A 23,423-nucleotide genomic window follows, 5' to 3' on the forward strand; every position below is an offset into this window, starting at 1 on the left:
TGCCGCGCCCGGCGCTATAACGAAAACGGGGAAATCCATGTCCTGGTTCAGCAAGGTCGCCTGGAAAGAGGGGTTGTTTCTACAGCCCCAGCATCTGCAGCAGGCCGACCGCTATCTCGAAAACCTGGTCCGTTCGCGGACCTCGGTCATCACGCCCTATCCTTGGGGCTTGTCCGAGATGCAGATCGACCGCGACATGGCCCAGCAGGGGCGGATCGGGCTCAGGGCTGCGACTGGCATCATGCCCGACGGCACCCCGTTTGACGCACCCGGCACCGGCCCTTTGCCGACGGCAATCGAGGTTCCGGACGATGCGGCGGGCAGCTTTGTCTGGCTGACCCTGCCTGACGTTTCGCCCAATACCCGTGACGCCTCGCCCTTGGACGAAGGCAGTGCGACGACGCGTTGGGGCGTGGTCGCCGAGACGGTGGGCGACAGCGCCAGCAGCGCCCGGATCGAGCAGGTGCTGGAACTGGCCGTGCCGCGCTTGGAACTGGTTGTGCGCAAAACCGCCCGTCCGGGATATCAGAACCTGCGTCTGGCGCGGATCACCGAAGTGCGCGACGGGGTGGTCACCTTTGACGATACGATCCCGCCACCCTCGCTGATCCTGTCGGCGCATCCGCAGGTTGCCGGCTGGCTGACACGCGTGATCGGCTGGATCGAGGCGCGACTGGAAACCTTGGCGCGCTATGCCAGCGATCCCTCGGCTGGCGGCGGGATGCAGGCCTCGGATTACCTGATGCTGATGTGCCTCAACCGCCAGATTGGTGTGCTGCGTCACCTCAATTCGATGCACGCCGTCCACCCCGAGCGCTTGTATGAACAACTGGTCGGGCTGGCCTGCGAATTGGCGACCTTTGACAACGCCACCCGTCTGGCCCCGCAATACGAAGCCTATGATCATGCCGATCCCAAGGTCAGTTTCGGTCCGGTCGTGCAGGACATCCAACGCCTGCTGAGCCGCGACATTGGTCGTGCGATCCGGCTGAAGCTGCGTCAGGTGCGCCAGAACAGCTATATCGCGCAGGTCGACGACCGCAATCTGTTCCGCGAGGCGACCTTTGTCGTCGAAGTCGAAAGCGCCAAACCGCAGGGGCAGGTCCAGACCCAGTTCCCGGAACTGTGCAAGGTTGGCCCGAACACCCGCATGAACGACATCGTCAACAACAACCTGCCCGGCATTCCGTTGCAGCATCTGCCCAACCCGCCGCGGCAGATCCGCGTGTTGTCCTCGAATGTCTATTTCCGGCTGGAAAAGAACGTGCCCCTGTGGCGTGAATTCTCAACTGCCCCGGCCATCGGCATGCATTTCGCCGGTGACTGGCCCGAGCTTAAGCTGGAGCTGTGGGCCATTCCGGAGAAAGCGTAATGGCAGGCGGGCGCGATGACGACGAAAAGACGGTCTTTGGCGGGCCGCTGCCCGGTGCGGGGCAGGGCAAGCCGCAGGGTGGCAAGGATCAGACCCGCGCGCCGGCCTCGGACAGCCCGTTCGTCCAGGGCAACCCGCCCCGGGGCGCTGCCTCCGGCGACGAGGATCGCACGGTAATTGGCGGGTCAACGCCTGTGCCCCCGCCGGGACGGCAGGGACATGGTGGCGGTCACCCTGAATCGGGCTCTCCGTTTGGACAGCGACCTGCCGACCAGCAGGGCTGGGATTATAGCCGCAACTCGCCCCCTGCCGCGCCGCCGCAGCAAGGCTGGACGCCGCAACGACCGGAAAGCGGAAACACCTGGATCGGCGGGCCGCAGCAGCCCTATCAGCCCGGTCAGCAGCAACAGCCCTATCAACATGGCCAGCAACCCTATCAACACGGCGGCCAGCAGCCGCCGCAGCAGGGATGGCCCGGTCAGGCGCCGGCTTACGGCAATATCGGCAGCGCGGCAGGCGGCGGCGATCGCGGCTTTTTCCCCGATATCCCGCGTGACCGGCCCGCCGCCGCGCCGATGCAGGGACCAAAGATCCCCTTGCAGCAGGCATTGCAGGTCAAGGGTCTGGGCAAAGGCGCCTCTACCAATCCGATCCTTGCAGCCTCCGCGCCGCTTTTGATCCTGCTGGGGCGGCTGCGCACCGGCCTGGTCGAGATGCAGGCCGCGCCGCTGATGGATCACGTCACCCGCGAGATCGACCAGTTCGAACGCAACATGCTGTCCTCGGGCGTGAACCCGCATGAGGCGGCGGTGTCGAAATACGTGCTGTCGGGTACAGCGGACGATATCGTGCAGAACCTGCCCGGCGCTGATCGCGGCGACTGGCTGCAATATTCGATGGTCGCGCGGTTCTTTGGCAAGCGCGATTCGGGTGTCGGGTTCTTTCAGGAAACCGAAAAGGCGATGCAGGCCCCGGGGCAGTATTACAACCTGTTGGGCCTTATCCTGACCTGCCTCAATCTTGGCTTCGAGGGCCAGTATCGCACCATGCCCAATGGCGGGGTCGAGTTGTCCCGCATCCGCAATGCGATCTATGAAACCCTGCGCCGCGTCACGCCGCGCCCGGACGAGGATATATCTGTCACCTGGGCGCCTGTGGTGCAGGGCAAGGGGCGCCGCTTTGCCGCCATATCGGTTCCGGCAATCCTGGGCGGCGCTGCCATTTTGCTGCTGGGCGCTTATGCCACGTTTTCCACGCTGATCAACCGCGATGGCGCGCAGGCCGCCGAAGCGCTGCGGGCGCTGCATCCGGGCAACGCGACCATCGCCATCGAACGGACACCCGGACCGGTCTATGTCGCCAGTCAGGAACAGCTGGATCGTATCCGCGAAGCCTTTGGTCCCGAAATCGCCGAGGGCACGGTCAGTGTGGGCGAAAAGGGCGATTATATCTATGTCCGCGTCGGCAATCAGTTGCTGTTCGACAGCGGCGCATTTGACGTGATCGAGGCGTTCCAGCCGATGGCCGAACGCATCGCAACGATCCTGAACGAAGAAGGCGGGCCGGTGCTGATCCAGGGCTATACCGACAACGTTCCGATGTCGGGGCGCGGTCGCTTCAAGACCAACGAAGAACTGTCGCTGGCCCGTGCGGAATCGGTGCGTGACATGCTGGCGACCAATATCGATGACGCCACGCGGGTCACCGTCGAGGGACGCGGCGAGGCCGATCCGGTTGCGGACAACACCACCCCGGACGGACAGGCGCAGAACCGCCGGGTCGAGGTGATGCTGGCACAGGAGGGCACGTATTGAGGATCCTTGGCATCCCCATGCCCCGCCTTCGCGTTCGCAACCAGCCATGGCTGCGGATACCGCTGACCATTCTGGGTCTGATCCTGTTTGCCGTGGCCGTCTGGATCGGTCTGCCGATGACGGGTTGGGGCATGGGCAGCACGGTCTGGTTCCGCCTGACGGTGATCGGCATTGTCTGGGGCATCTTTTTCCTGGTCTGGTTCATCCGTTGGCGCAGGCGGGTCCGCGCCGCCCGTGAGATCGAGGCCGCACTGGTCCCCGAACTGCCCAAGGGTGACGGCAAGGAACTGGCCGAGCGGATGGAAACCGCCCTGGCCACGCTCAAGAAATCGGGCGGCGCGTCCTATCTTTACGACCTGCCCTGGTATGTGATCATCGGCCCGCCCGGCGCGGGCAAGACAACGGCGCTGGCCAATTCGGGGATCGAGTTCCCGCTGTCTCAGTCAGAGGCGGTGTCAGGGTTCGGCGGCACGCGCTACGCGGATTTCTGGTTCGCCGAAGACGCGGTTCTGATCGACACTGCCGGGCGCTATACGACGCAGGACAGCGACGCCGAGGGCGACAAGGCCAGTTGGGATGCGTTCCTTGAACTGTTGAAGAAATCGCGGCCCAACCAGCCGATCAACGGCGTGATCCTGTCCTTCTCGGTCGAGGACATGATGACCGAGGACCCGGCCACGCTGGCCCAGCACGCCGAAACGGTGCGCGCCCGTCTGGCCGAGGTGCATCAGGTGCTCAAGGTCGATTTCCCGGTCTATGTGATGTTCACCAAGGCCGACCTGATTGCGGGTTTCCGCGAGTATTTCGCCAGCTTCAGCCTGAGCCGGCGCAAGCTGGTCTGGGGCGTGACCTTCCCGACCGAGGACCGCAAGGCGATCACGGTCGAGGCGGTCCCGGCCGAATTCGACAAGCTGGTGTCGCGCCTGTCCGATGAGGTCATCGACCGCCTCAGTGAGGAACCTGACGGCATTTCGCGCATCGCCATCTTTGGCCTGCCCGGCCAGATGGCGCTGCTGCGTGACAATGTCAGTGATTTCATGCGCCGTGTGTTCGAGCCGACGCGGTATAAGACCAACGCCATTCTGCGCGGCTTTTATTTCACCTCGGGCACGCAAGAGGGCACACCCATCGATCAGGTGCTGGGTGCCATGAACAAGGCCGGCGGTGACGTGACCTTCCAGCCCGATTTCATGTCGGGCAAGGGCAAAAGCTATTTCATCCACGACCTGATGCGTCGGGTGATCTTTGCCGAACAGGGCTGGGTCAGTCTGGATGAAAAGGCCGTGCGCAGGTCGATGATCCTGCGCGGACTGGCGTTTGGCGCGATCGCGGCGGTGACGCTGGCCGGGCTGACGGCATTCGGCGTCAGCTATTGGCGCAACAACCGGCTGGTGAACACGGCTGAGGCGGAAACGGTGGCCTATGCAAACGCCGTGTCGCAGGAATTGCAGCGACAGGTCATCAGCGATCCTGACCTGACCCCTGTTCTGCCGCTGCTGAACGATCTGCGCGGCATCCCCGCCGGTCTGGGCCCAAGCGGCTATACGGAACGCTTCGGCCTGTCGCAGCGTGACCGGGTGGATGCCGCAGCCGAGGACGCCTATTCAGATGCGTTGGAGCGGATGCTGCGGCCGCGCATGGTGCTGGATCTGGAACAGCGGATACCGCAGATCATCCGCGACGGTGAAACCACCGAAATCTATCGTGCGCTCAAGGTCTATCTGTTGCTGGGCGGGCAGGGCGAAAAGAGTGATGACGACGCCATCAAGACCTGGTTCGATCAGCGCTGGCGCGAGCTTTATACCGACCTCGCCGGGATCGACATGCGCGAACAACTGGGCCAGCATCTGGCCTCGATGCTGGTGCTGGACAATGACCGAGAGTTGCTGGTCGACATTGATCAGACCACGGTTGATTCAGCGCGTCAGGCGATTGCGCAATTGCCGGTCGACGAACAGGCCTATGCGATCCTGCAGGACGGTGTCGCGGCCTCGGGGTTGCCGGAATGGACCCTGATCGGGGCAACCGACCCCAATGGCGATATCGTCTTTGCCACCCGCGATGGCACGGAACTGTCGCAGATGGTCGTGCCGGCGATGTACACTTATGAGGGCTTCTGGTCGTATTTCTTCCCCGGCCTGGAAGAGGTCGGCCAAAAGCTGCGCGACGATCAGTGGGTGTTGGGCGATATGGCTCAGGTGGCCGAGATAGAAGAACGCCTGAACCGCTTGGATCGGGATCTGATGGAACGGTATCGCCGCGACTTCAAGTCAGCCTGGGATGGCGTCCTTAACAATCTGTCGTTGACCAACCTGTCGGCTGACAAGCCGCGCTATCAGGTGCTGGAGGCCGCCGTGTCGGCCAGCGCCTCGCCGATCCTGGCACTGGTCAAGTCGGTCGACAGAGAAACCCGGCTGACCATGGAATTCGAAGGCATGGACGACGAGTCCGCCGCTGCGATCGGTGGTGAGGGTGGCGAGGATGCGGCAGCCGATGTGGGCGGCCAGGTCGGCGGCGCCTTTGCCAACAGGATCCGCAGCCGGTCCACGGGCGTTCAGCGTATCTTGCTGGATGCGGCCGCCAATAATGCCAAAGAGCAGGCCAATATCGGTGGCGGCGGTGGCAGCGGCCAGACAGAAAGCGCGATCCGCCCCATCGAACTGATTGCCGAGGATTTCGAGAATTGGCACGAATTGCTGCGGGGCGAGGTCGGAAAACGCCCGGTCGACACCCTGCTGGGCAATTTGGGTGCCGTCTGGCAGAACCTGCGCCTGGCCGAGCAAAGCCCCGATCAGTCAGCGGCGGTGCTGCCGTCGCTTCTGAACAGTCTGACGCAATATAACAGCCAGTTGCCCGATCAGCTTGCAGGTCTGGTCAATGAGGCCGAGGCCGATTTCCAGGAGGATGCAACCGATGCCAGCCTGGAGCAGATGAACCGTGCGCTGTCTGACCGGATCACCTTTTTCTGCCGCGAGAATATCACCTCGGCCTATCCCTTCGGAAACTCGGCGCGCAGCCTGTCCATCGACAACTTCGCCCGCTTCTTCGGTCCGGGCGGCGATATGGAAAAATATTTCACCGAGTATCTCGAACCCTATGTCGAGCGCAGCTCTGATGGTCTGCGCTATCGTCAGGACAAGCCTTTGGCCGGTCGCATGTCGACCGCCGCGCTGGCCCAGTTCCAGCGTGCCGAGGTCATCCGTCAGGCATTTTTCGCCGGCGGCGGCACAGCGCCAAGCGTCGATATCACCGTGGCTCAGGTCGATGCCCATCCGACGGTGGAAAGCGCGATGCTGTCGATCAATGACGCGATCGTTCCCACGGTGGTCGGGTCATTGCCGCAGACGATCACCTGGCCCGGCACCGGCAAGGCCACCGTGCTGCAGCTCAGCCCCGCGCTGAACGGGCAGTCGCAGTTGCGCTTTGAGGGCAGTGCCTGGACGATCATGCAGTTTCTGGATGCCGCCAGTTCGGCCAGCCAGAGCGGCGATACCCTGCGCGCGACTTTTGTGGTGGGCGGGCGTTCGATCACCTATGATTTCACCATCAACGCGGTGAAGAACCCCTTTACCATGAGCGAGTTGCGGCAGTTCGAATGCCCGCAAAGCCTGGAATAGAGAGCGGCGACAGGAAAGGCGATGGCATCACCCGGCATCTATGGCAAGCATCCCGGTTTCGGCGATTTCATATCCGCCGGACTGCCCGCTCTGGCGGAAAGCCACATGGTGCCCTGGTGGACCGAATTGCTGTCGGCCACGCGCGACTGGATGGGCGATGGATGGGACGCTGCCTGGGATACGGCGCTGCCGATCCGGTTCTGGATTGGGGGCGCGATCTGGGGCGGCGCGCATCTGCGCGGTGTTGCGCGGGCCAGCCACGACAAGGTGGGTCGGCGGTTCCCGCTGATCGCCGTTGCCGAGACGGCAGGCTCGCCACCGATGCTGGAATCCGATCAGGGCTTTTATCGCGCGGTCGAAATGGAACTGGCCGCGGATCTGCCATCGGCCGAGGATTTGCGCGGGCGACTGGCCGCGCGTACTGGACAAGCCAATGCTGCGGGGCCGGTCGATGCCGCCGTATCGGCGACATTCTGGGCGGCCAATCCGGCGCTGGATGTTGCCGAGCTGCTGACCCAGCTTGACGTGACGGATCGCGTTCGCGCTGTCGGCGCGCGCAGCTATTGGTGGGTTGCCGCGGGCGAGAATCGGGCAAGTGCGGTGCTGGCCTGTGACGGCTTGCCGCAACCGGGTGAAATGGCATGGCTGCTTGCGGGGGTGCAGGCCGATATGCTGACAGCAACGAAAGCACGGGCAGAAAGCCCTGGAATAAATGCGGATAGTGAGGGTGGGGATGCCGGGCGATAACGATCTGTTCTTGTTCGAGACGGGGGCCGACAGCGATACCGGCCGGCTGCGCGAACATAATGAGGACAGCTATCTGACGCTGCCATTGGCCGGCGTCTGGGTTGTTGCCGACGGCATGGGCGGGCATCAGGCCGGCGACGTGGCCAGCGCCATCATCACCGACGAAATCGAAAGCGTCGGCGTGCCGGTCTCGTCGCAGGACCAGCGTGCGCGCGTGTCCGAACGGCTGGATCGGGCGCATAATCGCATTCTCGCGCATTCGGCGGAAATGGGTCATGTGACCATCGGCGCGACCGTCGTGACGTTGCTGATCTATGAGGCGGGCTTTGTCTGCATGTGGGCCGGCGACAGCCGCATCTATCTGATGCGCAATGGGCGCCTGTCACGCCTGACCATCGACCACAGCGAGGCGCAAGAGTTGCTGGCCGCTGGCGCGATCACCGAGGAAGAGGCGCGAAACTGGCCGCGCAAGAACGTCATCACCCGCGCAATCGGCATCCATGACGGCCCGAATTACGAGGCTGTCACCGGCAGTGTGCGCGATGGCGACGTGTTCCTTTTGTGCAGCGACGGGCTGACCGAACATATGCTGGATGAGGAACTGGCAGCGGTTCTGGCCGATACGAGCATGGGCTCGCAACAGATGGTCGACAGGTTGGTTGACGAGACGCTGAACCGGGGTGCGCGCGACAATGTCACGGCCATCGTGGTACGATGCCTGCCGCGCAGCGATGAGGTGGACAAGGGTTGAGCAGCGAGCGCGACAACACCGGCGATAAGAAGGATCAGACGGCAATCAAGCCGGCCGGTCTGACGGCTGATGATCGCACGCAATTGTCCGACCGCCCGACGCCAACTCCTACACCGCTGCCATCCTCTTCGTCACCGCCGCAGCCCCGTGGCGCGCCGGTGCGCCGAGGCGATGCGTCGATTCCCGATAATGCCGCGCCGACGCAGGGCGTTCTGGCGGATCGCGTTGTCGAACCGGGCGTTCTGATCAACAACAATTACCGCATCCAGCGGATGTTATCCGCGGGCGGTATGGGCGAGGTCTACAAGGCCGAGAACGTCTTTACCGGCGATCCTGTGGCGCTGAAGATCGTGCTGCCCAGCCTGGCCAGCGATGACGGCATCATCCAACTGTTCAAGCGCGAGGCCCGGATTCTCGGGCAGCTGAACGACAGCGCCATCGTCAGATACCATAACTTTGTGCTGGATCAGGGCCTTGGTCGATATTGCCTGATCATGGAATATATCGACGGCAATACGCTGTGGGATCAGGTCGACAGCTTTGGCCCGATCACGCCCGACCCGGCGCTGCATCTGATCCAGCGGCTCGCGCATGGGCTGGGCAAGGCGCATTCGCGCGGGGTGACGCACCGCGACCTGTCGCCTGACAATGTGATGCTGCGCGCCAATCGGATCGAGGATGCGGTGCTGATCGACTTTGGCATTGCCCGTGCCGTCGACTTTGGCGAAGGCACCCTGGCCGGGCGCTTTGCCGGCAAGTTCAAATATGTGTCGCCCGAGCAGTTGGGTCACTACGGCGGCGAGATCGGTCCGGCGGCGGATATCTATGGCATGGCGCTGATGATGGCCGCCATTCTGCGCGGCAAGGCGCTGGATATGGGCTCGTCCGCGGTCGAGGCTGTTGATGCCCGGCGCGACATACCCGATCTGTCTGGCCTGCCGCACGAGATCTATCCTCTGCTGCAATATATGCTTGAGCCTGACCCGAAGGCCCGGCCAGCCTCGATGAACGAAGTGGCCGAAATGGCGGCGGACCCGACCCGCATTCCGGTGCGCTATCGGATGCCGCTTTGGGGTCAGAAGGATGAGAAGACCGGGCGGCTGGTGACCGGGTCGCTGTCTGGTGCGGTGTCTGCCCATGGGATCGAGCTTACGTCGGACAGCCCTTTCGGTCCGGTCGTGGCGCCAGCAGAGGCCGAAGTCGCGACGCCGCAACGACCGACGCGCGCGAAATGGCTGCCCTATTATGCCGGCGGCGCGGCGCTTGCGCTGCTGCTGGCGGTGGGTGTCTGGGCGATGCTGCGCGGTGATGATGCCGCGCCGCCGGAAACCCCGGTCGAGACGGCCGCTCAGGTGGCAGAGGGCGACGGTCGGGTCTTGCCGCCCCGAGATCTGGGCACGCGCGAGGGGTTTCTGGCGAATTTCGATCTGGGCGCCTGCGCTCAGGTTCAGCGCGTTTCCTCGGGTATGGATTCCGGCAAGCTGATGGCGTTGTCGGACCGGCAGATCGACTTTGATCCGCTGTTGAACGCCTATCAGTCCCGCTTTGACGCGCGGCCTGCGGTGATCACGCGCCGCATTGCAGCAGGGCAATGCCCGGCGGTCGACTTTGTTCGTGCCCTTCAGGGCCGGTCCGAAGCCCCCCCGGTCTTGTCATTGGATTCCGAAAGATTGCCCGAGGGGGGTACGGTCGTGGGGCGTCTGCGCGAGGCGCAGGGGCGCACGATCTGGTTGTTTCTGGTCGCGGCCGATGGCGGGGTTCATGATCTGTCGTCGCGACTGCAGCCGCAGGCCGATGGCAGCTTCACCTTTGGTTTTGGCCTTGCCCTGCAGGATCTGACCGAGGCTGCGCCGCAATTGATCGTGGCGCTGGTCAGCCGGGGCTCGCTGGTCGGCCCCACCGCTGCCGCTGCCGGTGCGGCAAGCGCTACGATCTTGCCCGATGTCCGCGACGAGATCACCGAAGGCGGTGGCTTCGCCGCCGCCGACATTGCCTATTTCGAGCTGACGCCGGACGGCTGAGAGGTTGCGCAGCCCGTCCTGTGCGGCGACAGTGGCATCAACCCAGAAAGACCAACCCGGAGGATATCATGACTTTCCGACCTCGCCTGGCCGCCGCCGCTCTGGCCCTTGCCGCGACCGCGCTACCTGCGCAGGCAGAGACGCAGCTGACCTTCAAATCAGCCAAGACCGGCACCTCGTATTATCAGATGGGGGTCGAGTTGGCCGAAGCCGTGAAAGCTGCATCCGACGGGGAGTTGATCCTGACCGTCGAGGAAAGCCAGGGCTCGGTTCAGAATGTGATGGAGGTACGGGCACGTGGCGGTGATTACATCTTTACCTCGCCGCCCTCGCTGGTGGGTAGCGCACAAGAGGGCGCCGGACCCTTTGACGGCAAGGGCGATCCCAAATTTGCCGAGATCCGGGCGCTGTTTCCAATCCCTTCGCTGACCATGCATTTCGTCGTTGCTGGCACCGAGGGCGGGCGCGAGATGTCCGAGCTGGAAGGCAAGAGCGTGCTTTTGGGCAAAGGCACCTTCAGCGCGACCGAGGGTGAGAAATATCTGGATCTGTTCGGTCTGATGGACAAGGTGACGATTGCAGATGCGGAACTGTCGAATGCCGGCGATGCCCTGAAGAATGGCCAGATCGACGCCTTTGTCTCGGCCAGCAGCTGGCCCGCACCCAATATCATCGAGGCCGCAGCCGGCACCGGCGTTCGTATCTTGTCGCTGAGCGATGAGCAGGTCGAACAGACCGGTCAGGCGCGGGTCGAGATCCCGGCAGAGACCTATCCGGGCCAGACCGAGGATATCGTGACCACGGGCCTGCCGGTCGTGGCCTTTACCACCACCGCGATGGACGAAGAAACCGCCTATCAACTGACCCAGGACTTCTGGGAAACCCGGGAAAAGCTGGCCGAAACCGCCGCATGGTGGGCAGGCGTCAGCCCCGATCAGGTGGCCGAAATCGGTGCGCTGCATCCAGGTGCCAGGCGCTACTACGACGAAGCCGGCATTGCGACGGGCGGATAAGGTGCAAGACGGGGCAAGGGACCTGCCAGGGATGATGGCAGTTGATCATTCTGGCGGGTGGCTTGCCCTGGCTGCGTCCACCCGCGCAACCGCGCCGGGCGGGTGTGGTTATTATCCCTCGATTGTCTCCGCCACATGACCGAGGCGGGCCGACCCACGATCCTGGCGCTTATCGCCGCAGCACTGCTGGTCGCCTTTCATCTGGGGCTGATCTTTTACGGCCTGACGCCGAACCTGATCGCCCGGCCACTGCATATGGCGCTGATCCTGCCCTGGATCTTTTTCTTCACCGGCCCGCAGCCCGCCGTTCAACGCTTCACCGGTTGGCTGTTGGGCGGGCTTGGGATTGCCGCCGCCTGCTGGATCGCCTGGAACGCCGATATGCTGGCCGATCAGTATGGGTTTGTCGAAACGCCGTTCCAGTACGGCGTCGGCATAGTGTTGTTGCTGACCGTGTTAGAGGCGGCACGCCGTGCGATCGGCTGGCCCTTGCCCATCGTGGCCGCGCTGGCCCTGGCCTATGCGTTCTGGGGTCAGCATATTCCGGGCGAATTTGGCCATGCACCGTTGCCCTTGCCCAGCCTGATGGGCACGCTGACGCTGGCCGAAGGCGGCATCTGGGGCACGCTGACCGGCGTGTCGGTGGGGGTGGTGGCGATCTTTGTCATCTTTGGCGCGGTACTGAATGCGGGTGAGGCCGGGCAGGGCTTCATGAACCTGGCCGCCGCTGCTGCAGGCCGTTTGCGGGGCGGGGCGGCCAAGGTGAGTGTGCTGGCCTCGGCCCTGTTCGGGTCGATCTCGGGCTCGGCCTCTGCCAATGTGGCCTCGACCGGGGCGGTGACGATGCCGGCGATGGTCAAGCTGGGCTACCCCAAGCGGATCGCGGGCGCGGTCGAGGCCGTTGCGTCGTCCGGTGGGCAGATCATGCCACCGCTGATGGGGGCGGGGGCCTTTGTCATGGTCGAGTTGACCGGCGTACCCTATACCGGCATCGTTCTGGCCGCCACGCTGCCCGCCATTCTGTATTTTCTGGTCGTCTGGATCGGCATCGACGCCTATGCCCGACGGTTTGACCTGCGCGGCATCGCGTCCGATGACCGGCCCGAGGCTCGCACTGTGATGATCACCTCGGGCTTCTTTCTGGTTCCCTTCACCATCTTGATGGTGGCCATGTTCGGTCTTGGCTACACCCCGCAATTCGCCGCCTGCCTTGCGATCATTGCGGCGACCGTCTTGTTGCTGTTCGGCGCAGATTTCCGCTTTGACGCGCGCCGCGCCGCCGGGCGGATGCAAGACGCGCTTATCTCATCGGCCCGTCAGGTCGCGATGATCGCGGCGATCATTCTGTGCGCCTCGATCATCATCGGTGTGCTGGCGGTGACGGGGCTGGGGGTCAAGATCACCTCGCTGATCCTGTCGGCCTCGGGCGGCATGCTGTGGCCATCCCTGCTGCTGACGGCGCTGGCCTGTCTGGTTCTGGGGATGGAGGTGCCGACCACCGCTGCCTATGTCATCTGCGTCTCGGTCGCGGGCCCGGCGCTGGTGCAATTGGGGCTAGAGCCGCTGCAGGCGCATCTGTTTGTGTTCTGGTTCGCGCTGTTGTCCACGATCACACCGCCGGTCGCCGGCGCTGTCTTTATTGCCGCCGGAATGGTGGGTGAAAACTGGGTCAAGGTGGCGCTGACGGCCATGGCCTTGGGGGTCGGGTTGTATCTGATCCCTCTGGGCATGATCGCCAATCCCGAGGTGATCGCACTTGCCACCACGCCGGTCCGGGCGCTGCTGGCAGCAGCCGAGATCGCGGTCGGGGCCGCGTTGATTTCGCATGCCTTGATCGCTGAACGACGGCCGCTGCGCACGGCGCTGTTTGCGCTGGCTGGCTTTGGGGTTCTGTTCGCAAGGCCGCTTTGGGCCGCATTTGGGTAGCGGGGCCCGGGATCAGCGTGCAAACTTGTCACGAGATGGCGATAAATGGCGTTTTGTGGTTTCCCTGAGGCCTCGGAACGCTATTTTCGCGGCGAAAAGTCGCGGCCAATTATTGTAAAATTCCCGCGAGCACCTAAGTGTTGTATACAATAGTATACAGGTGAAGATGGCCATGTTTGATACGTTTTTGACCTCCCCATACCTGCCCTTTACGATCGCATTCGCGATGTTGTTCGGCCTGTTGCTGCTGGAACTGGTCTTTGCCTTTGTGGGTGGCAGTTTGCTGGGCGCAGGTGGCGAGGGGATCGAAGGTCCGGACATTGGCGCGCCCGATATAGATGTCGCCGATCTGGAAATCGATTTCGACGGGCTTGATATCGACGCCGCCGATCTGGAGGTCGCCGAATTTGACAGCCCCGATGGCGCAACGCCGGATGGCGCGGCCAGTGCGGGTGGCATTGCGGGCTGGCTGGGCTTTGGCAAGATGCCGGCGCTGATCTGGCTGGCGGCGGTTTTGCTGGGATTTGGTGCCTCGGGCTATCTGATCCAAAGCGTGGCACAGGGCGTCCTTGATCGGCCCTTGCCGGCGGTGATCGTCGTCGTTCCCGCGGCTGTTCTGGCATTGGTGTTCGCGGGCCGTTTCGGCGCGGGGTTCGCCCGCATCCTGCCCAAGACCGAGACCCAATCGCTGTCCGAACGCCATCTGGGCCGCCGCATCGGCTTGATCACACAGGGCACAGCGGCGCGTGGCCGGCCGGCAGAGGTGCGCGTCACGGACAGATACGGCAACAATCACTACCTGCGTGCGGAACCGCTGCAGGATGACGAAACACTGCCGCAGGGGACCGAGGTGCTGGTCCTGCGTTTGCGGCGGGAAACCGGATACCTGCTGGTATCGCTTTCACAATAATCGCTTTGAGTTGAGGAACTGATTAATGGATATTGTCACACTATCTGTCATTGTCGGCGGTTTTATCGCCTTTCTGGTGCTGACCGGCTTGGTCCTGGCACGACTGTATCGCCGCGCCACGCGCGAGGTCAGCCTGGTGCGGACCGGTGCCGGCGGCAAGAAGGTCATCATGGATGGCGGCACGATCGTTGTGCCTTTGCTGCACGAGGTCAGCCCCGTCAACATGAAGACCCTGCGCCTCGAGGTGCAGCGCAGTGACGAGGCCGCGCTGATCACCAAGGACCGGATGCGGGTCGATGTGGGGGTCGAGTTCTATGTCTCGGTCCAGCCCACCGACGAAGGCATTGCACGGGCAGCGCAAACGCTTGGCGCGCGCACTTTTGACATCGACCAGCTGCGCGAGATGATCGAGGGCAAGCTGATCGACGGTCTGCGCGCCGTGGCTGCGCAGATGACCATGGACGAGTTGCACGAAAACCGTGCGGACTTTGTGCAAGAGGTGCAAAACACGGTTTCCGAGGATCTGCTGAAGAACGGTCTGTCGCTGGAAGCCGTTTCGCTGACCGCGCTGGATCAGACGCCCTTCGAGGCGCTGGACGAAAACAACGCCTTTAACGCGGTGGGTATGCGGCGACTGGCCGAGGTCATCGCCGTGTCCAAGAAAGAGCGCGCCAATATCGACGCCGAAGCCGAGGTCGAGGTGCGTCGTGCGGCCATGACCGCGCAACGTCAAAAGCTGCTGATTGAACGGGACGAGGAACAGGCCCGTATCGAACAGTCACAACAGATCGAGACGCTGAAGGCCGCACAGCAATCCGAGGTCGCCGCCCGTCGCGAGGATTCGATGCGCGAGACAGAGCGCTCGCGGATCGCCCGCGAAGAGTCCATCCGTTCCGCCGAAATCGACCGCGAACGCAAACTGCGCGAGGCCGAGATCAACAAGGAACGCGAACTGGAGGTCGCCGATCAGGATCGCCAGATCATCATCGCGCAGAAATCCGAAGAGGAAAGCCGCGCCCGCGCCTCGGCCGATCTGGCCCGCGCCGAGGCGACCAAGGCGACCGAAGCGGTTGTGACCGCCAAGCAGGTGGCCGAGGCCGAGCGACAGAAGCAGATCGTTCTGATCCACGCCGCGCAAGAGGCGGAACGCGAGGCGACGCGCATTCGTCTGTCCGCACAGGCCGAAAAGGACGCGGCACAGGACCGCGCCGAGGCGCGCCGCGAAGAAGCGCAGGCCGATGCCGATGCGATCACCATTCGCGCCGAGGCCAAAAAGAAAGACATGCTGGCCGAGGCCGAGGGTAAGCGCGCCATCACCGACGCAGAAAACACGCTGAGCGAGAGCATCATCGCAATGAAGATCGCGATGGCCAAGCTGGAGGCAATGCCCGAGATCCTGTCCCATGCGATGAAGCCAGTGGAAAAGATCGATTCGATCCGCATTCATCAGGTCACCGGTCTGGGCGGCGGCATCGGTGGCGGTGCGGCGGCCAATGGCGACAAGCCGCCGGTCAATCAGGCGCTGGATTCGATCATGGGCATGGCCGTCCAATTGCCGGCACTGAAAAAGCTGGGCGAAGATCTGGGCATTTCGATGGAAAATGGCATCGAGGGCATCATGGGCGACGTCCCGCAAGCTGCGGCATCGGACCAGGCCCCGCCTTTGGCCGGCCAGCAGAAAACGCCTCCGGCAGCCTGATCCCTGACAACTGAGACAAGGCCCCTTCCGATGTCGGAGGGGGCCTTTTCATTTGGGCCCGGCCCCGCCAAGTGGCGGCGCCGGGCTTTACAGTGACGCCTCGTCGGTCGAAGCTGACGATAGGCGCGACGAGCAGTGGGGGCAGGCCATGTTGATCGGGGTGATTGCCGACGATTTCACCGGCGGCAGCGATATCGCCAATACGCTTGCCAAGGGCGTGCCGCCAGCGGGCGGGCTGCGTACGGCGCAATATCCGGGCGTGCCCACCACACCGGCAGATCCGGCGATCGAGGCCGGTGTGATCTCATTGAAAAGCCGATCCGCCCAAGCGGCCGAGGCGGTGGCGGATTCTCTGGTGGCGCTGAACTGGTTGCTGGCGCAGGGATGCGAGCAGATCATCTTTAAATATTGCTCGACCTTCGATTCGACCGATGAAGGCAATATCGGCCCCGTGGCGGACGCGCTGGCCGCTGCGCTGGACGTCGCTGGCGTAGTCGTCTGCCCGGCTTTTCCCACCGCGGGCCGAACGGTTTATCAGGGGCACCTGTTCGTCTTTGACCGGCTGCTCAGCGAAAGCGGCATGCAGAACCACCCACTGACCCCGATGACCGACCCGGACCTGCGCCGTGTTCTGGCGCGGCAAAGTGCGGGTGAAATCGGTCTGGTCGCCTGGCCGACGGTTGCGGCTGGTTCTGTCGCGATCCGTGACGCGCTGGACCGGATCGCCGCCGAGGGTCAGACATTCGCCGTCGTCGATGCGATCTCGGACGCGGATCTGATGCAGATCGGCCTGGCTCTGGACGGCGTTCCGCTGCTGACGGGCGGCTCGGGCATAGCCCTTGGGCTGCCGGGCAATTTCATTCGGGCAGGCAAGGCCAAAGGCGGCGCGGGGCCGGTTCAACCTGTCAGTGGTCCGGGCGCGATCCTTGCGGGGTCATGCTCGGGTGCCACGCGCGGTCAGGTCGATCAGCATCTGGCGGATCATCCCGGCCTTGCCATTGATGTGCCTGCGGTGATGGAGGGTCGCGTGACCGCCGCCGATCTGGTCGCCTTTATCACCGCCAATGCGGCGCGCGCGCCGCTGGTCTATTCGTCCGGCGCACCGGAGCAGGTGACCGAAATGCAGCGCCGCTTTGGGCGCGAACAGGTGGCCGCATCGCTGGACGCGCTGTTTGCCGATACCGCGCGTGAACTGATTGCGCAGGGCTATCGGCGGATCGTGGTGGCAGGGGGCGAGACCTCGGGCGCGGTGGCGCAGGCCGTCACGCAGGCGCTGCGTGTCGACGCCATGCGGATCGGCCCGGAAATCGACCCTGGCGTCCCGATCCTGAGCCTGAACAAGGACCAGCCGGTGCTGCTGGCGCTGAAATCCGGCAATTTCGGTGCGCCCGATTTCTTTGCCAAGGCGCTGCGCATGATGGAGGGGCCGCTATGACCGATAACGAGCGCGCCGCACGCGATCAGATGGTCGACCTGTGCCGGTCGCTGTTCGAGCGGGGTTTTTCGGTTGGCACTGCCGGGAATGTCTCGGTCCGGCTGCCCGATGGCATGCTGATGACGCCGACCAATGTGCGTCTGGGTGATCTGCAGGCAGACCGCATCGCCAAGATTGATCAGGAGGGCCAGCATGTCAGGGGCGACAAGCCCACCAAGGAAGTGTTCCTGCATCAGGCCTTTTACGCCACCCGGCCGCAGGCGGGCGCTGTGGTGCATCTGCATTCGACATGGGCCACGGCGCTGTCTTGCCTGACCGATACCGATCCCGATGACTGCATCCCGCCGCTGACGCCCTATGTGGTCATGCGCGTGGGGCGGGTGGTGATGCTGCCCTATGTCCGGCCCGGTGATCCCAGGACCGGCGATATGATCCGCGCACTGAACGGCGAACACGCCGCCGTGCTGCTGGCCAATCATGGGCCGGTGGTCAGCGGCAAAGACCTGATGTCAGCCGTCGCCGCCGCCGAAGAGTTGGAGGAAACGGCCAAGCTGCTGGTCGCGTTGCGCGGCATGAATATGCGTCTGCTATCCCCGGCAGCGGTCGATGAGCTCAAGACCAGTTTCGGCACGCTCTAAATGACTGTGTCATCGTCGTGCCGGTGCCGCATCAGAGCCCCGGCCGATCAGATCGCAAGCCAGTTCGACCCGGCGGCGCGGCGCTGCGGGGTTGGCGGCAGCGCCCGACAGCAGGTCCAGCGCGACCGCACCGATGTCGCGCATGGGAATGGCCATTACCGTCAGCGCGGGGCTAAGCAGCGCGGTCTGAGGCAGCCCGTCGATCGAGATCACCGAAACGTCGCCCGGCACGGACAGCCCGGCATTGGCCAGCGCCTGATAGGCCCCGATGGCAAGCGCGTCGCCCGTCGCCAGGATGGCGGTAAAGTCGGGCTGATGGGTCAGGCGGGTGGCCACGGCGTCGGTGGCCAGATCGGCGCGCCAGTCGGTGACCTCGATCACCAGCGCCGCATCTGCATCCTCGCCCATCGCGTCGCGCCAGCCCTCTTGTCTGCGGGCAATCGTGCGTCGGCCGGAACAGGTCAGCAGCGCAATGCGCCTGTGCCCCAACTCGCGCAGGTGCTGCGTTGCCAGCGCGGCGGCGGATCTGTTGCAGGGCGTGACCGAGGACAGCCGCATATCGGGGTCGTCGCCGTTGACCAACACGACCGGCTTTTCAAACTCGCGCGCCAGCGCCAGCATGGCGTCATCGTCGATGGTCAGCATCAGCACGCCGGCGATGCTGTCATCCTGCGCCTCGGCCAGCAATGCGGCCTCATCGGCCAGCGAGGAAACCGGGCGCGTTTCGACTTGCATGCCCAGGGTCTGGCAGCGTTCGCCTATCCCCTCCAGCACATGCAGGGTGAACTGACTGCGGGCGAAATCCAGCAGGGCAGGCCCGGATGCCGCCAATAGAACCCGTCGCCCGGCCTGCGATGACGGCAGGGGATAGTTCAGGCGCACGGCCATCTTGCGGATCGTGTCCGTCAGCGCGGCATCGACATAACCGCGTCCCGACAGCGCCCGTGACACGGTGGCGGTCGAGACGCCGCAGCGCTCCGCGATGTCCTTCAGCCGCACCCTGCGAGAGATTTGCACACGCTTGCCATCGGGTCTCATAGGGTCAGGCTGCAAAAAATTTTCATATTGTGCAATCGTATTTCCAGCGGACATGCTGATTCGATGGGGGCGAGGTCTGATATCGAAAGCGCGTTGACGCGGCTGGTGGCGGGGTTTGAAAACCTGCGCCATGATGGCAGCTATGACGAGCCGAACCTGGACGGTACGCCGGGCGATTACATCAGTTTTGACGGTTGGGAATGGCCGCAAGGTGTCGGGCTGTATGGGCTGACGCAGCTATGGCTGGCGCGGGGGCAGGACAACGAGTTGGGCCAGACCTTGACCGGCTGGTATGACCGCGCGCTGACGCGGGGCCTGCCCGAAATGAACGTCAATACCACCGCACCGATGCTGGCCCTGTCGATCCTGTGGCGCGAAACCCGTGATCCGCGTTACGGCGAGGTGCTGCAGGATTGGGCTGCACGGGTGATGACCGACGCGCCGCGCACGCCGTTTGGTGGTATCCAGCATGACGTCTCGGACAAGGTGAACACGGGCGAGTTGTGGGACGATACGCTGTTCATGGTGGCTCTGTTCCTGGCCTCCTACGGCCAAAGTGCCGGTCGCAAGGATCTGGTGGACGAGGCCGTGCGGCAGTTTCTGGTCCACGCGCAGTTCCTGTCGGATCGCGAAACCGGCCTATGGTTTCATGGCTGGACATTCGAGGGTCGGCACAACTTTGCCCGTGCGCGGTGGGCGCGCGGCAATGCCTGGATCACCGCCTGCCTGCTGGACCTGTTCGATCTGGCCGACGTGCCGGCTGCATCAGCCGCGCTGCTGCGCGACCTGTTGCGCGATCAGGTGGCCGCGCTGCTTCCGCTGCAAACCGCCGATGGCGCCTGGCGCACGCTGCTGGACGATCCGGACAGCTACCCCGAAACCAGCGCCACGGCGGGCATCGCCTATGGTCTGATGAAGGGTGCACGCTTGGGCCTGCTGGGCGAAGAGGCACGGCAGGCGGGCCATCGCGCGGTGGATTATGTGTTGGGCCAGATCGGGCCGGATGGGGTGGTCAGTGGCGTCAGCTACGGCACGCGGATGGGCCACGACTTGCAGTTTTACCGCGACATTCCGATCCAGCCGACAGGTTATGGCCAGTCTTTGGCCATTCTGGCGCTGGTCGAGGCGTTGAAAGAGGGCGAATGATGGATATGCGTTACGGGGCTTCGCCTGGCGATATCGACGGCATGAAAACCGACCGGCTGCGGGCCGAATTCATGGTCGAGGGGCTGTTTCAACCCGGCCAGTTGCGCATGACCTATACCCATCTGGACCGAATGATCGTCGGTGCCGCCATGCCCACCGATACGCCGCTGGAATTCGGTGATGGCGCCGATGTCGGCACGCCGCATTTCTTCGACGCGCGAGAGGGCGGCACTGCCAATCTGGGCGGTTCTGGCTGGGTCGAGGTGGACGGCACCCGCTTTGCGCTGGCCAACCGTGATTGCCTGTATATCGGGCGCGGTGCCAAGGCCGTCCGGTTGGGCAGCGATGATCCGCGGCAGCCTGCGCGCCTCTATCTGAACTCGGTTCCTGCCGGGGCCGATCATCCGACCCGTGCGATCACCCGTGCGGAATCGAAGCCGATAGAGTTCGGCCAGCGTGAGCGCGGCAATTTCCGGCAGTTGCGCATGTATATCCATCCGCAGGTCGCCCCGTCTTGTCTGCTGCTGATGGGGATCACTGATTTGCCGGAAGGACAGGTCTGGAATACCCAGCCCCCGCATCTGCATGAACGGCGGATGGAGGCCTATTGCTATTTTGATCTGGCGCCCGAAGATCGTGTCTTTCACTTCATGGGCCGGCCCGACAACACCCGCCATCTGGTTGTGCAGAACGGCGATGTGGTGCTGTCGCCCGCCTGGTCGATCCATATGGGCGCGGGCACCGGGCGTTATGGCTTTGTCTGGGGGATGACCGGCGAAAATCAGGCCTATGAAGACGTTGACCCTCTGCCTGTGAGTGCGCTGCGATGACACTCAACCCCGGCGATGCGCTGCGATATTGGCAGGTCTCGGACGTGGTCGTGGACCGCTATGATGTGGCCGACGCGCCCCTGCTTGGCGAAATGGATCCGTTCTTTTTCCTGACCAAGGACAAGAACTTCATCCCGCATGAATATCCCTGCCGCACCGAATTCGCGGCGCAGTACCGCGACAAGCGGCCCGATCAGCGTGGTGTGGCGAAATGGGCCGTAAACGCGCTGCCCTTTGGTCAGGACATGCTGGATCTGTCGGGCTTCTGGTTTCGGCCCACGCGGCTGGCGGCCTGGGCGCGGACGGTGATCCTCGCGGATGATGCCGGTCCCGCGCGGTTGCGGCTTACGACCTGCGGTGGCGCGATCCTGTTTGTGAACGGGACAGAGGCCGGCTGGATGGCGCCCTATCTGCGCAACTACAACGGCGGTGCCGAGTTCGAGGTCGATCTGCGCGCAGGCCAGAACGAGATCACTGTCTTCTTTGACGATCTGGCCGAGCGTGACACGCGGTTCCTGTTCCGGCTGGACTGGCTGGATGGCCCAACCGCCACGGCCGGTCTGCCGTTTGACGCACCCGATGCGACGGTTCGTTCGGTCGAGACGCTACTGGAACAGATGCATTTCGACCGCCCCGCCTATGATGATGGCGAGGTGGTGCTGGTCCTGCCCTCGCCCTTGGGCGCAGAGGGCTCTGCCGCCGTGGTGATCGAGGGCGACTTTATGTCGCACGAACGAATGGACCGACGCTATCCTATAACGGCGGATCAAACGCGGCTGGTGCTGGGTCATGTCACCGACTTCCCCGCCGACTTCCGCCATTTCCGTATCACGCTGACCCGCGACGGCTTTGCCGCCACCCGCACCCTGGGCGTCGAGATCGCACATCCCGATGGTCCGGCACCTGCGGCGCAGGCCGACCGCGTGGCCGAGGCGCTGGAGGCTGTTGCTGACAAGGCCGAGCCCGATACGGTCTGCGCACTGGCACGACTGGCGACGGGGCGTCCGGCTGATGACATGATCCTGCGCGTCCTGCCGACCATCAAGGATTGCTGGGATTGCGCCGATTTCGCGCTGGTGCCGCTGCTGTGGTCGCGGATGCGCTTTGCTGACCGGGTGCAGCCCGAAACGCTGGCCCAGATCGACGACACGATCCTTGCCTATCGCTATTGGATGGATGAGCCGGGCAATGATGTGCAGTGGTATTTCAGCGAAAACCACGCGCTGCTGTTTCATACCGCCGCCTATCTGGCCGGTCATATCCTGCCTGACGCGACCTTCCGTCGGTCCGGGCGTGATGGTCATGCGCAATCCGCCGTCGGTGCCGAACGGGTGCGCGCCTGGCTGGATCATTTCGAGGCCTGCGAGATGGCCGAGTTCAACAGCGCGCCCTATTTTCCCATCGACCTCAAGGGGCTGTGCGCCTTGTTCGCGCTGGCATCCGATGCCGATATCCGGGACCGGGCAGGCAAGGCGGTGGCGCGGCTGATCGAACTGGTGGCCAATAGCGCGCATCAGGGCGTGCTGACCGCCGCGCAGGGGCGCAGCTATGAACATACGCTGCGCGCCGGGGCGACGCTGGAACTGTCGGCCATCGGGCGGATGCTTTGGGGGCAGGGCCATTTCGGCGCGCGTTTCCATTGCCTGCCGCAACTGGCGTTGTGCCTGCGCGATCACAGTCTGGAACTGCCGGATCTGAGTGACCGCGCGCTGTGGGATCGGGACGGCGGGCAGGAATGGTGCTTTAGCCAGGGCGAGGGGCGTTTTGCGCAGCTTTATCACTGGAAAACGCGCGATACGGCGATGGGATCGGCCGCGCATTACCGTTGGGGTGACTGGGGTTATCAGGAAACGCTGATCCATGCCCGCATCGGTCGCAACCCGCAGGCGCAGGTCTGGATCAACCAGCCGGGCGAGTTGATCCAGTCGGGCTATGGCAGGCCGTCCTATTGGGGCGGCTCGGCCAGCGTCCCGCGCGTGCAGCAATATCGTGGGCTGGCAGTCGTGCTGTTCGACGGCGTGGCGCCGCAGCCCGATCTGACCCATGCGTGGTTTCCAGAAAGCATGTTCGACGCCGCGCGGGTCGAAGACAACGTCGCGATGGCTACGGCGCAGGGCGCAGGGCTGTTGCTGGTCGCCTCGGGTCCTCTGTCGCGCGTGAGCGAAGGGCCAAGTGCGGGCAATGAATTGCGGCTGGAGGGTCGCGATGGCCGCTGGATCGTCCGCCTGACCGAAGGGGCAGACGATCTGGACGGGTTGCGCGATCGTTTTGGCAAGCTGTCATTGATCGAAAAGCCGGATGGCCGCATTCTGGTGACGGATCCGGATTACGGCAGCGTCATCTTCTGCCCCGACGGAACGGTGGAGGCAGAAGGACGCAAACTTGACCCGTCCCAATGGACTGTGGAGGGTCAAAGAACGATCACCTCGTAGCCGTTGAGCCGCGGGGGAAACCAGGGAGGAGAGA

Annotated in this window: 16 protein-coding genes; 15 read left to right on the forward strand and 1 reads right to left on the reverse strand. The window is 63.9% G+C overall.

Translation table 11 applies throughout. The features are described from left to right. Positions 1-37: 37 nt before the first annotated feature. From tssK to otnC, 12 genes are all read left to right on the forward strand, one after another. The gene (tssK, locus tag CUV01_RS09080) at positions 38-1,372 is read left to right on the forward strand and encodes a type VI secretion system baseplate subunit TssK (protein ID WP_101460188.1); all 1,335 of its coding nucleotides are present in this window, start codon (positions 38-40) and stop codon (positions 1,370-1,372) included. Beyond that, a complete protein-coding gene (gene icmH, locus CUV01_RS09085) occupies positions 1,372-3,186 on the forward strand; it encodes a type IVB secretion system protein IcmH/DotU (RefSeq protein ID WP_101460189.1) in 1,815 nt (604 codons plus the stop codon). Before tssK ends, icmH begins: the two co-directional genes overlap by 1 nt. Before the next feature lie 17 nt (positions 3,187-3,203). Continuing rightward, positions 3,204-6,803 carry a type VI secretion system membrane subunit TssM gene (tssM, locus tag CUV01_RS09090; protein WP_101460190.1) on the forward strand — a complete coding sequence of 1,200 codons (3,600 nt, stop codon included), beginning with the start codon at positions 3,204-3,206 and terminating at the stop codon, positions 6,801-6,803. Between the two features lie 21 nt (positions 6,804-6,824). Beyond that, the gene (tagF, locus tag CUV01_RS09095) at positions 6,825-7,550 is read left to right on the forward strand and encodes a type VI secretion system-associated protein TagF (RefSeq protein ID WP_101460191.1); all 726 of its coding nucleotides are present in this window, start codon (positions 6,825-6,827) and stop codon (positions 7,548-7,550) included. Then, a complete protein-coding gene (locus tag CUV01_RS09100) occupies positions 7,537-8,301 on the forward strand; it encodes a PP2C family protein-serine/threonine phosphatase (protein WP_101460192.1) in 765 nt (254 codons plus the stop codon). The genes tagF and CUV01_RS09100 overlap by 14 nt, the downstream gene beginning before the upstream one ends. Then, positions 8,298-10,322, forward strand: a complete 2,025-nt coding sequence (locus CUV01_RS09105) for a serine/threonine-protein kinase (protein ID WP_101460193.1) — start codon at positions 8,298-8,300, stop codon at positions 10,320-10,322. Before CUV01_RS09100 ends, CUV01_RS09105 begins: the two co-directional genes overlap by 4 nt. A gap of 68 nt (positions 10,323-10,390) precedes the next feature. Continuing rightward, on the forward strand, positions 10,391-11,335 hold the full coding sequence (locus CUV01_RS09110) for a TAXI family TRAP transporter solute-binding subunit (protein WP_101460194.1): 945 nt from the start codon (positions 10,391-10,393) through the stop codon (positions 11,333-11,335). Positions 11,336-11,470: 135 nt separating this feature from the next. Then, positions 11,471-13,261, forward strand: coding sequence for a TRAP transporter permease (locus CUV01_RS09115; protein WP_101460195.1), 1,791 nt, complete (start codon positions 11,471-11,473; stop codon positions 13,259-13,261). Positions 13,262-13,433: 172 nt separating this feature from the next. Continuing rightward, positions 13,434-14,171 (forward strand): OB-fold-containig protein, encoded by a 738-nt coding sequence (locus CUV01_RS09120; RefSeq protein ID WP_101461984.1) that lies wholly within the window; start codon positions 13,434-13,436, stop codon positions 14,169-14,171. A gap of 25 nt (positions 14,172-14,196) precedes the next feature. Next, a complete protein-coding gene (locus tag CUV01_RS09125) occupies positions 14,197-15,870 on the forward strand; it encodes a flotillin domain-containing protein (protein WP_101460196.1) in 1,674 nt (557 codons plus the stop codon). Between the two features lie 52 nt (positions 15,871-15,922). Beyond that, positions 15,923-17,305 (forward strand): 3-oxo-tetronate kinase, encoded by a 1,383-nt coding sequence (gene otnK, locus CUV01_RS09130; protein WP_338418348.1) that lies wholly within the window; start codon positions 15,923-15,925, stop codon positions 17,303-17,305. Then, the gene (gene otnC / locus CUV01_RS09135; protein ID WP_101460197.1) at positions 17,302-17,943 is read left to right on the forward strand and encodes a 3-oxo-tetronate 4-phosphate decarboxylase; all 642 of its coding nucleotides are present in this window, start codon (positions 17,302-17,304) and stop codon (positions 17,941-17,943) included. The genes otnK and otnC overlap by 4 nt, the downstream gene beginning before the upstream one ends. 9 nt (positions 17,944-17,952) lie before the next feature. Here the strand turns inward: otnC and CUV01_RS09140 are convergent, their stop codons facing one another. Then, entirely contained in the window at positions 17,953-18,981 is a 1,029-nt protein-coding gene (locus CUV01_RS09140) for a LacI family DNA-binding transcriptional regulator (RefSeq protein ID WP_101460198.1), read from the reverse strand. A 63-nt stretch (positions 18,982-19,044) separates the two neighbouring features. Between CUV01_RS09140 and bglB the strand changes: the two genes are divergently transcribed. Genes bglB through CUV01_RS09155 form a run of 3 tightly spaced genes read left to right on the forward strand, consistent with a single transcriptional unit; the run spans position 19,045 to position 23,389 of the window. After that, positions 19,045-20,127, forward strand: coding sequence for a beta-galactosidase BglB (bglB, locus tag CUV01_RS09145; RefSeq protein ID WP_101460199.1), 1,083 nt, complete (start codon positions 19,045-19,047; stop codon positions 20,125-20,127). Next, entirely contained in the window at positions 20,124-20,957 is an 834-nt protein-coding gene (gene kduI, locus CUV01_RS09150) for a 5-dehydro-4-deoxy-D-glucuronate isomerase (protein WP_198731795.1), read from the forward strand. Before bglB ends, kduI begins: the two co-directional genes overlap by 4 nt. Beyond that, a complete protein-coding gene (locus CUV01_RS09155) occupies positions 20,954-23,389 on the forward strand; it encodes a hypothetical protein (protein WP_101460200.1) in 2,436 nt (811 codons plus the stop codon). Before kduI ends, CUV01_RS09155 begins: the two co-directional genes overlap by 4 nt. The last annotated feature ends 34 nt before the right edge of the window (positions 23,390-23,423 follow it).

Source organism: Paracoccus tegillarcae, from assembly GCF_002847305.1.
GTDB lineage: Bacteria > Pseudomonadota > Alphaproteobacteria > Rhodobacterales > Rhodobacteraceae > Paracoccus > Paracoccus tegillarcae.

What these genes read in the sequence shown, in the direction of transcription:
- icmH (WP_101460189.1), top strand. Translation starts at nt 1,372, where the DNA reads ATGGCAGGCGGGCGCGATGACGACGAAAAGACGGTCTTTGGCGGGCCG.
- CUV01_RS09110 (WP_101460194.1), top strand. Translation starts at nt 10,391, where the DNA reads ATGACTTTCCGACCTCGCCTGGCCGCCGCCGCTCTGGCCCTTGCCGCG.
- tssK (WP_101460188.1), top strand. Translation starts at nt 38, where the DNA reads ATGTCCTGGTTCAGCAAGGTCGCCTGGAAAGAGGGGTTGTTTCTACAG.
- CUV01_RS09100 (WP_101460192.1), top strand. Translation starts at nt 7,537, where the DNA reads ATGCCGGGCGATAACGATCTGTTCTTGTTCGAGACGGGGGCCGACAGC.
- CUV01_RS09120 (WP_101461984.1), top strand. Translation starts at nt 13,434, where the DNA reads ATGTTTGATACGTTTTTGACCTCCCCATACCTGCCCTTTACGATCGCA.
- CUV01_RS09155 (WP_101460200.1), top strand. Translation starts at nt 20,954, where the DNA reads ATGACACTCAACCCCGGCGATGCGCTGCGATATTGGCAGGTCTCGGAC.
- CUV01_RS09115 (WP_101460195.1), top strand. Translation starts at nt 11,471, where the DNA reads ATGACCGAGGCGGGCCGACCCACGATCCTGGCGCTTATCGCCGCAGCA.
- CUV01_RS09125 (WP_101460196.1), top strand. Translation starts at nt 14,197, where the DNA reads ATGGATATTGTCACACTATCTGTCATTGTCGGCGGTTTTATCGCCTTT.
- kduI (WP_198731795.1), top strand. Translation starts at nt 20,124, where the DNA reads ATGATGGATATGCGTTACGGGGCTTCGCCTGGCGATATCGACGGCATG.
- tagF (WP_101460191.1), top strand. Translation starts at nt 6,825, where the DNA reads ATGGCATCACCCGGCATCTATGGCAAGCATCCCGGTTTCGGCGATTTC.
- otnC (WP_101460197.1), top strand. Translation starts at nt 17,302, where the DNA reads ATGACCGATAACGAGCGCGCCGCACGCGATCAGATGGTCGACCTGTGC.
- bglB (WP_101460199.1), top strand. Translation starts at nt 19,045, where the DNA reads ATGGGGGCGAGGTCTGATATCGAAAGCGCGTTGACGCGGCTGGTGGCG.
- tssM (WP_101460190.1), top strand. Translation starts at nt 3,204, where the DNA reads ATGCCCCGCCTTCGCGTTCGCAACCAGCCATGGCTGCGGATACCGCTG.
- CUV01_RS09140 (WP_101460198.1), bottom strand. Translation starts at nt 18,981, where the DNA reads ATGAGACCCGATGGCAAGCGTGTGCAAATCTCTCGCAGGGTGCGGCTG.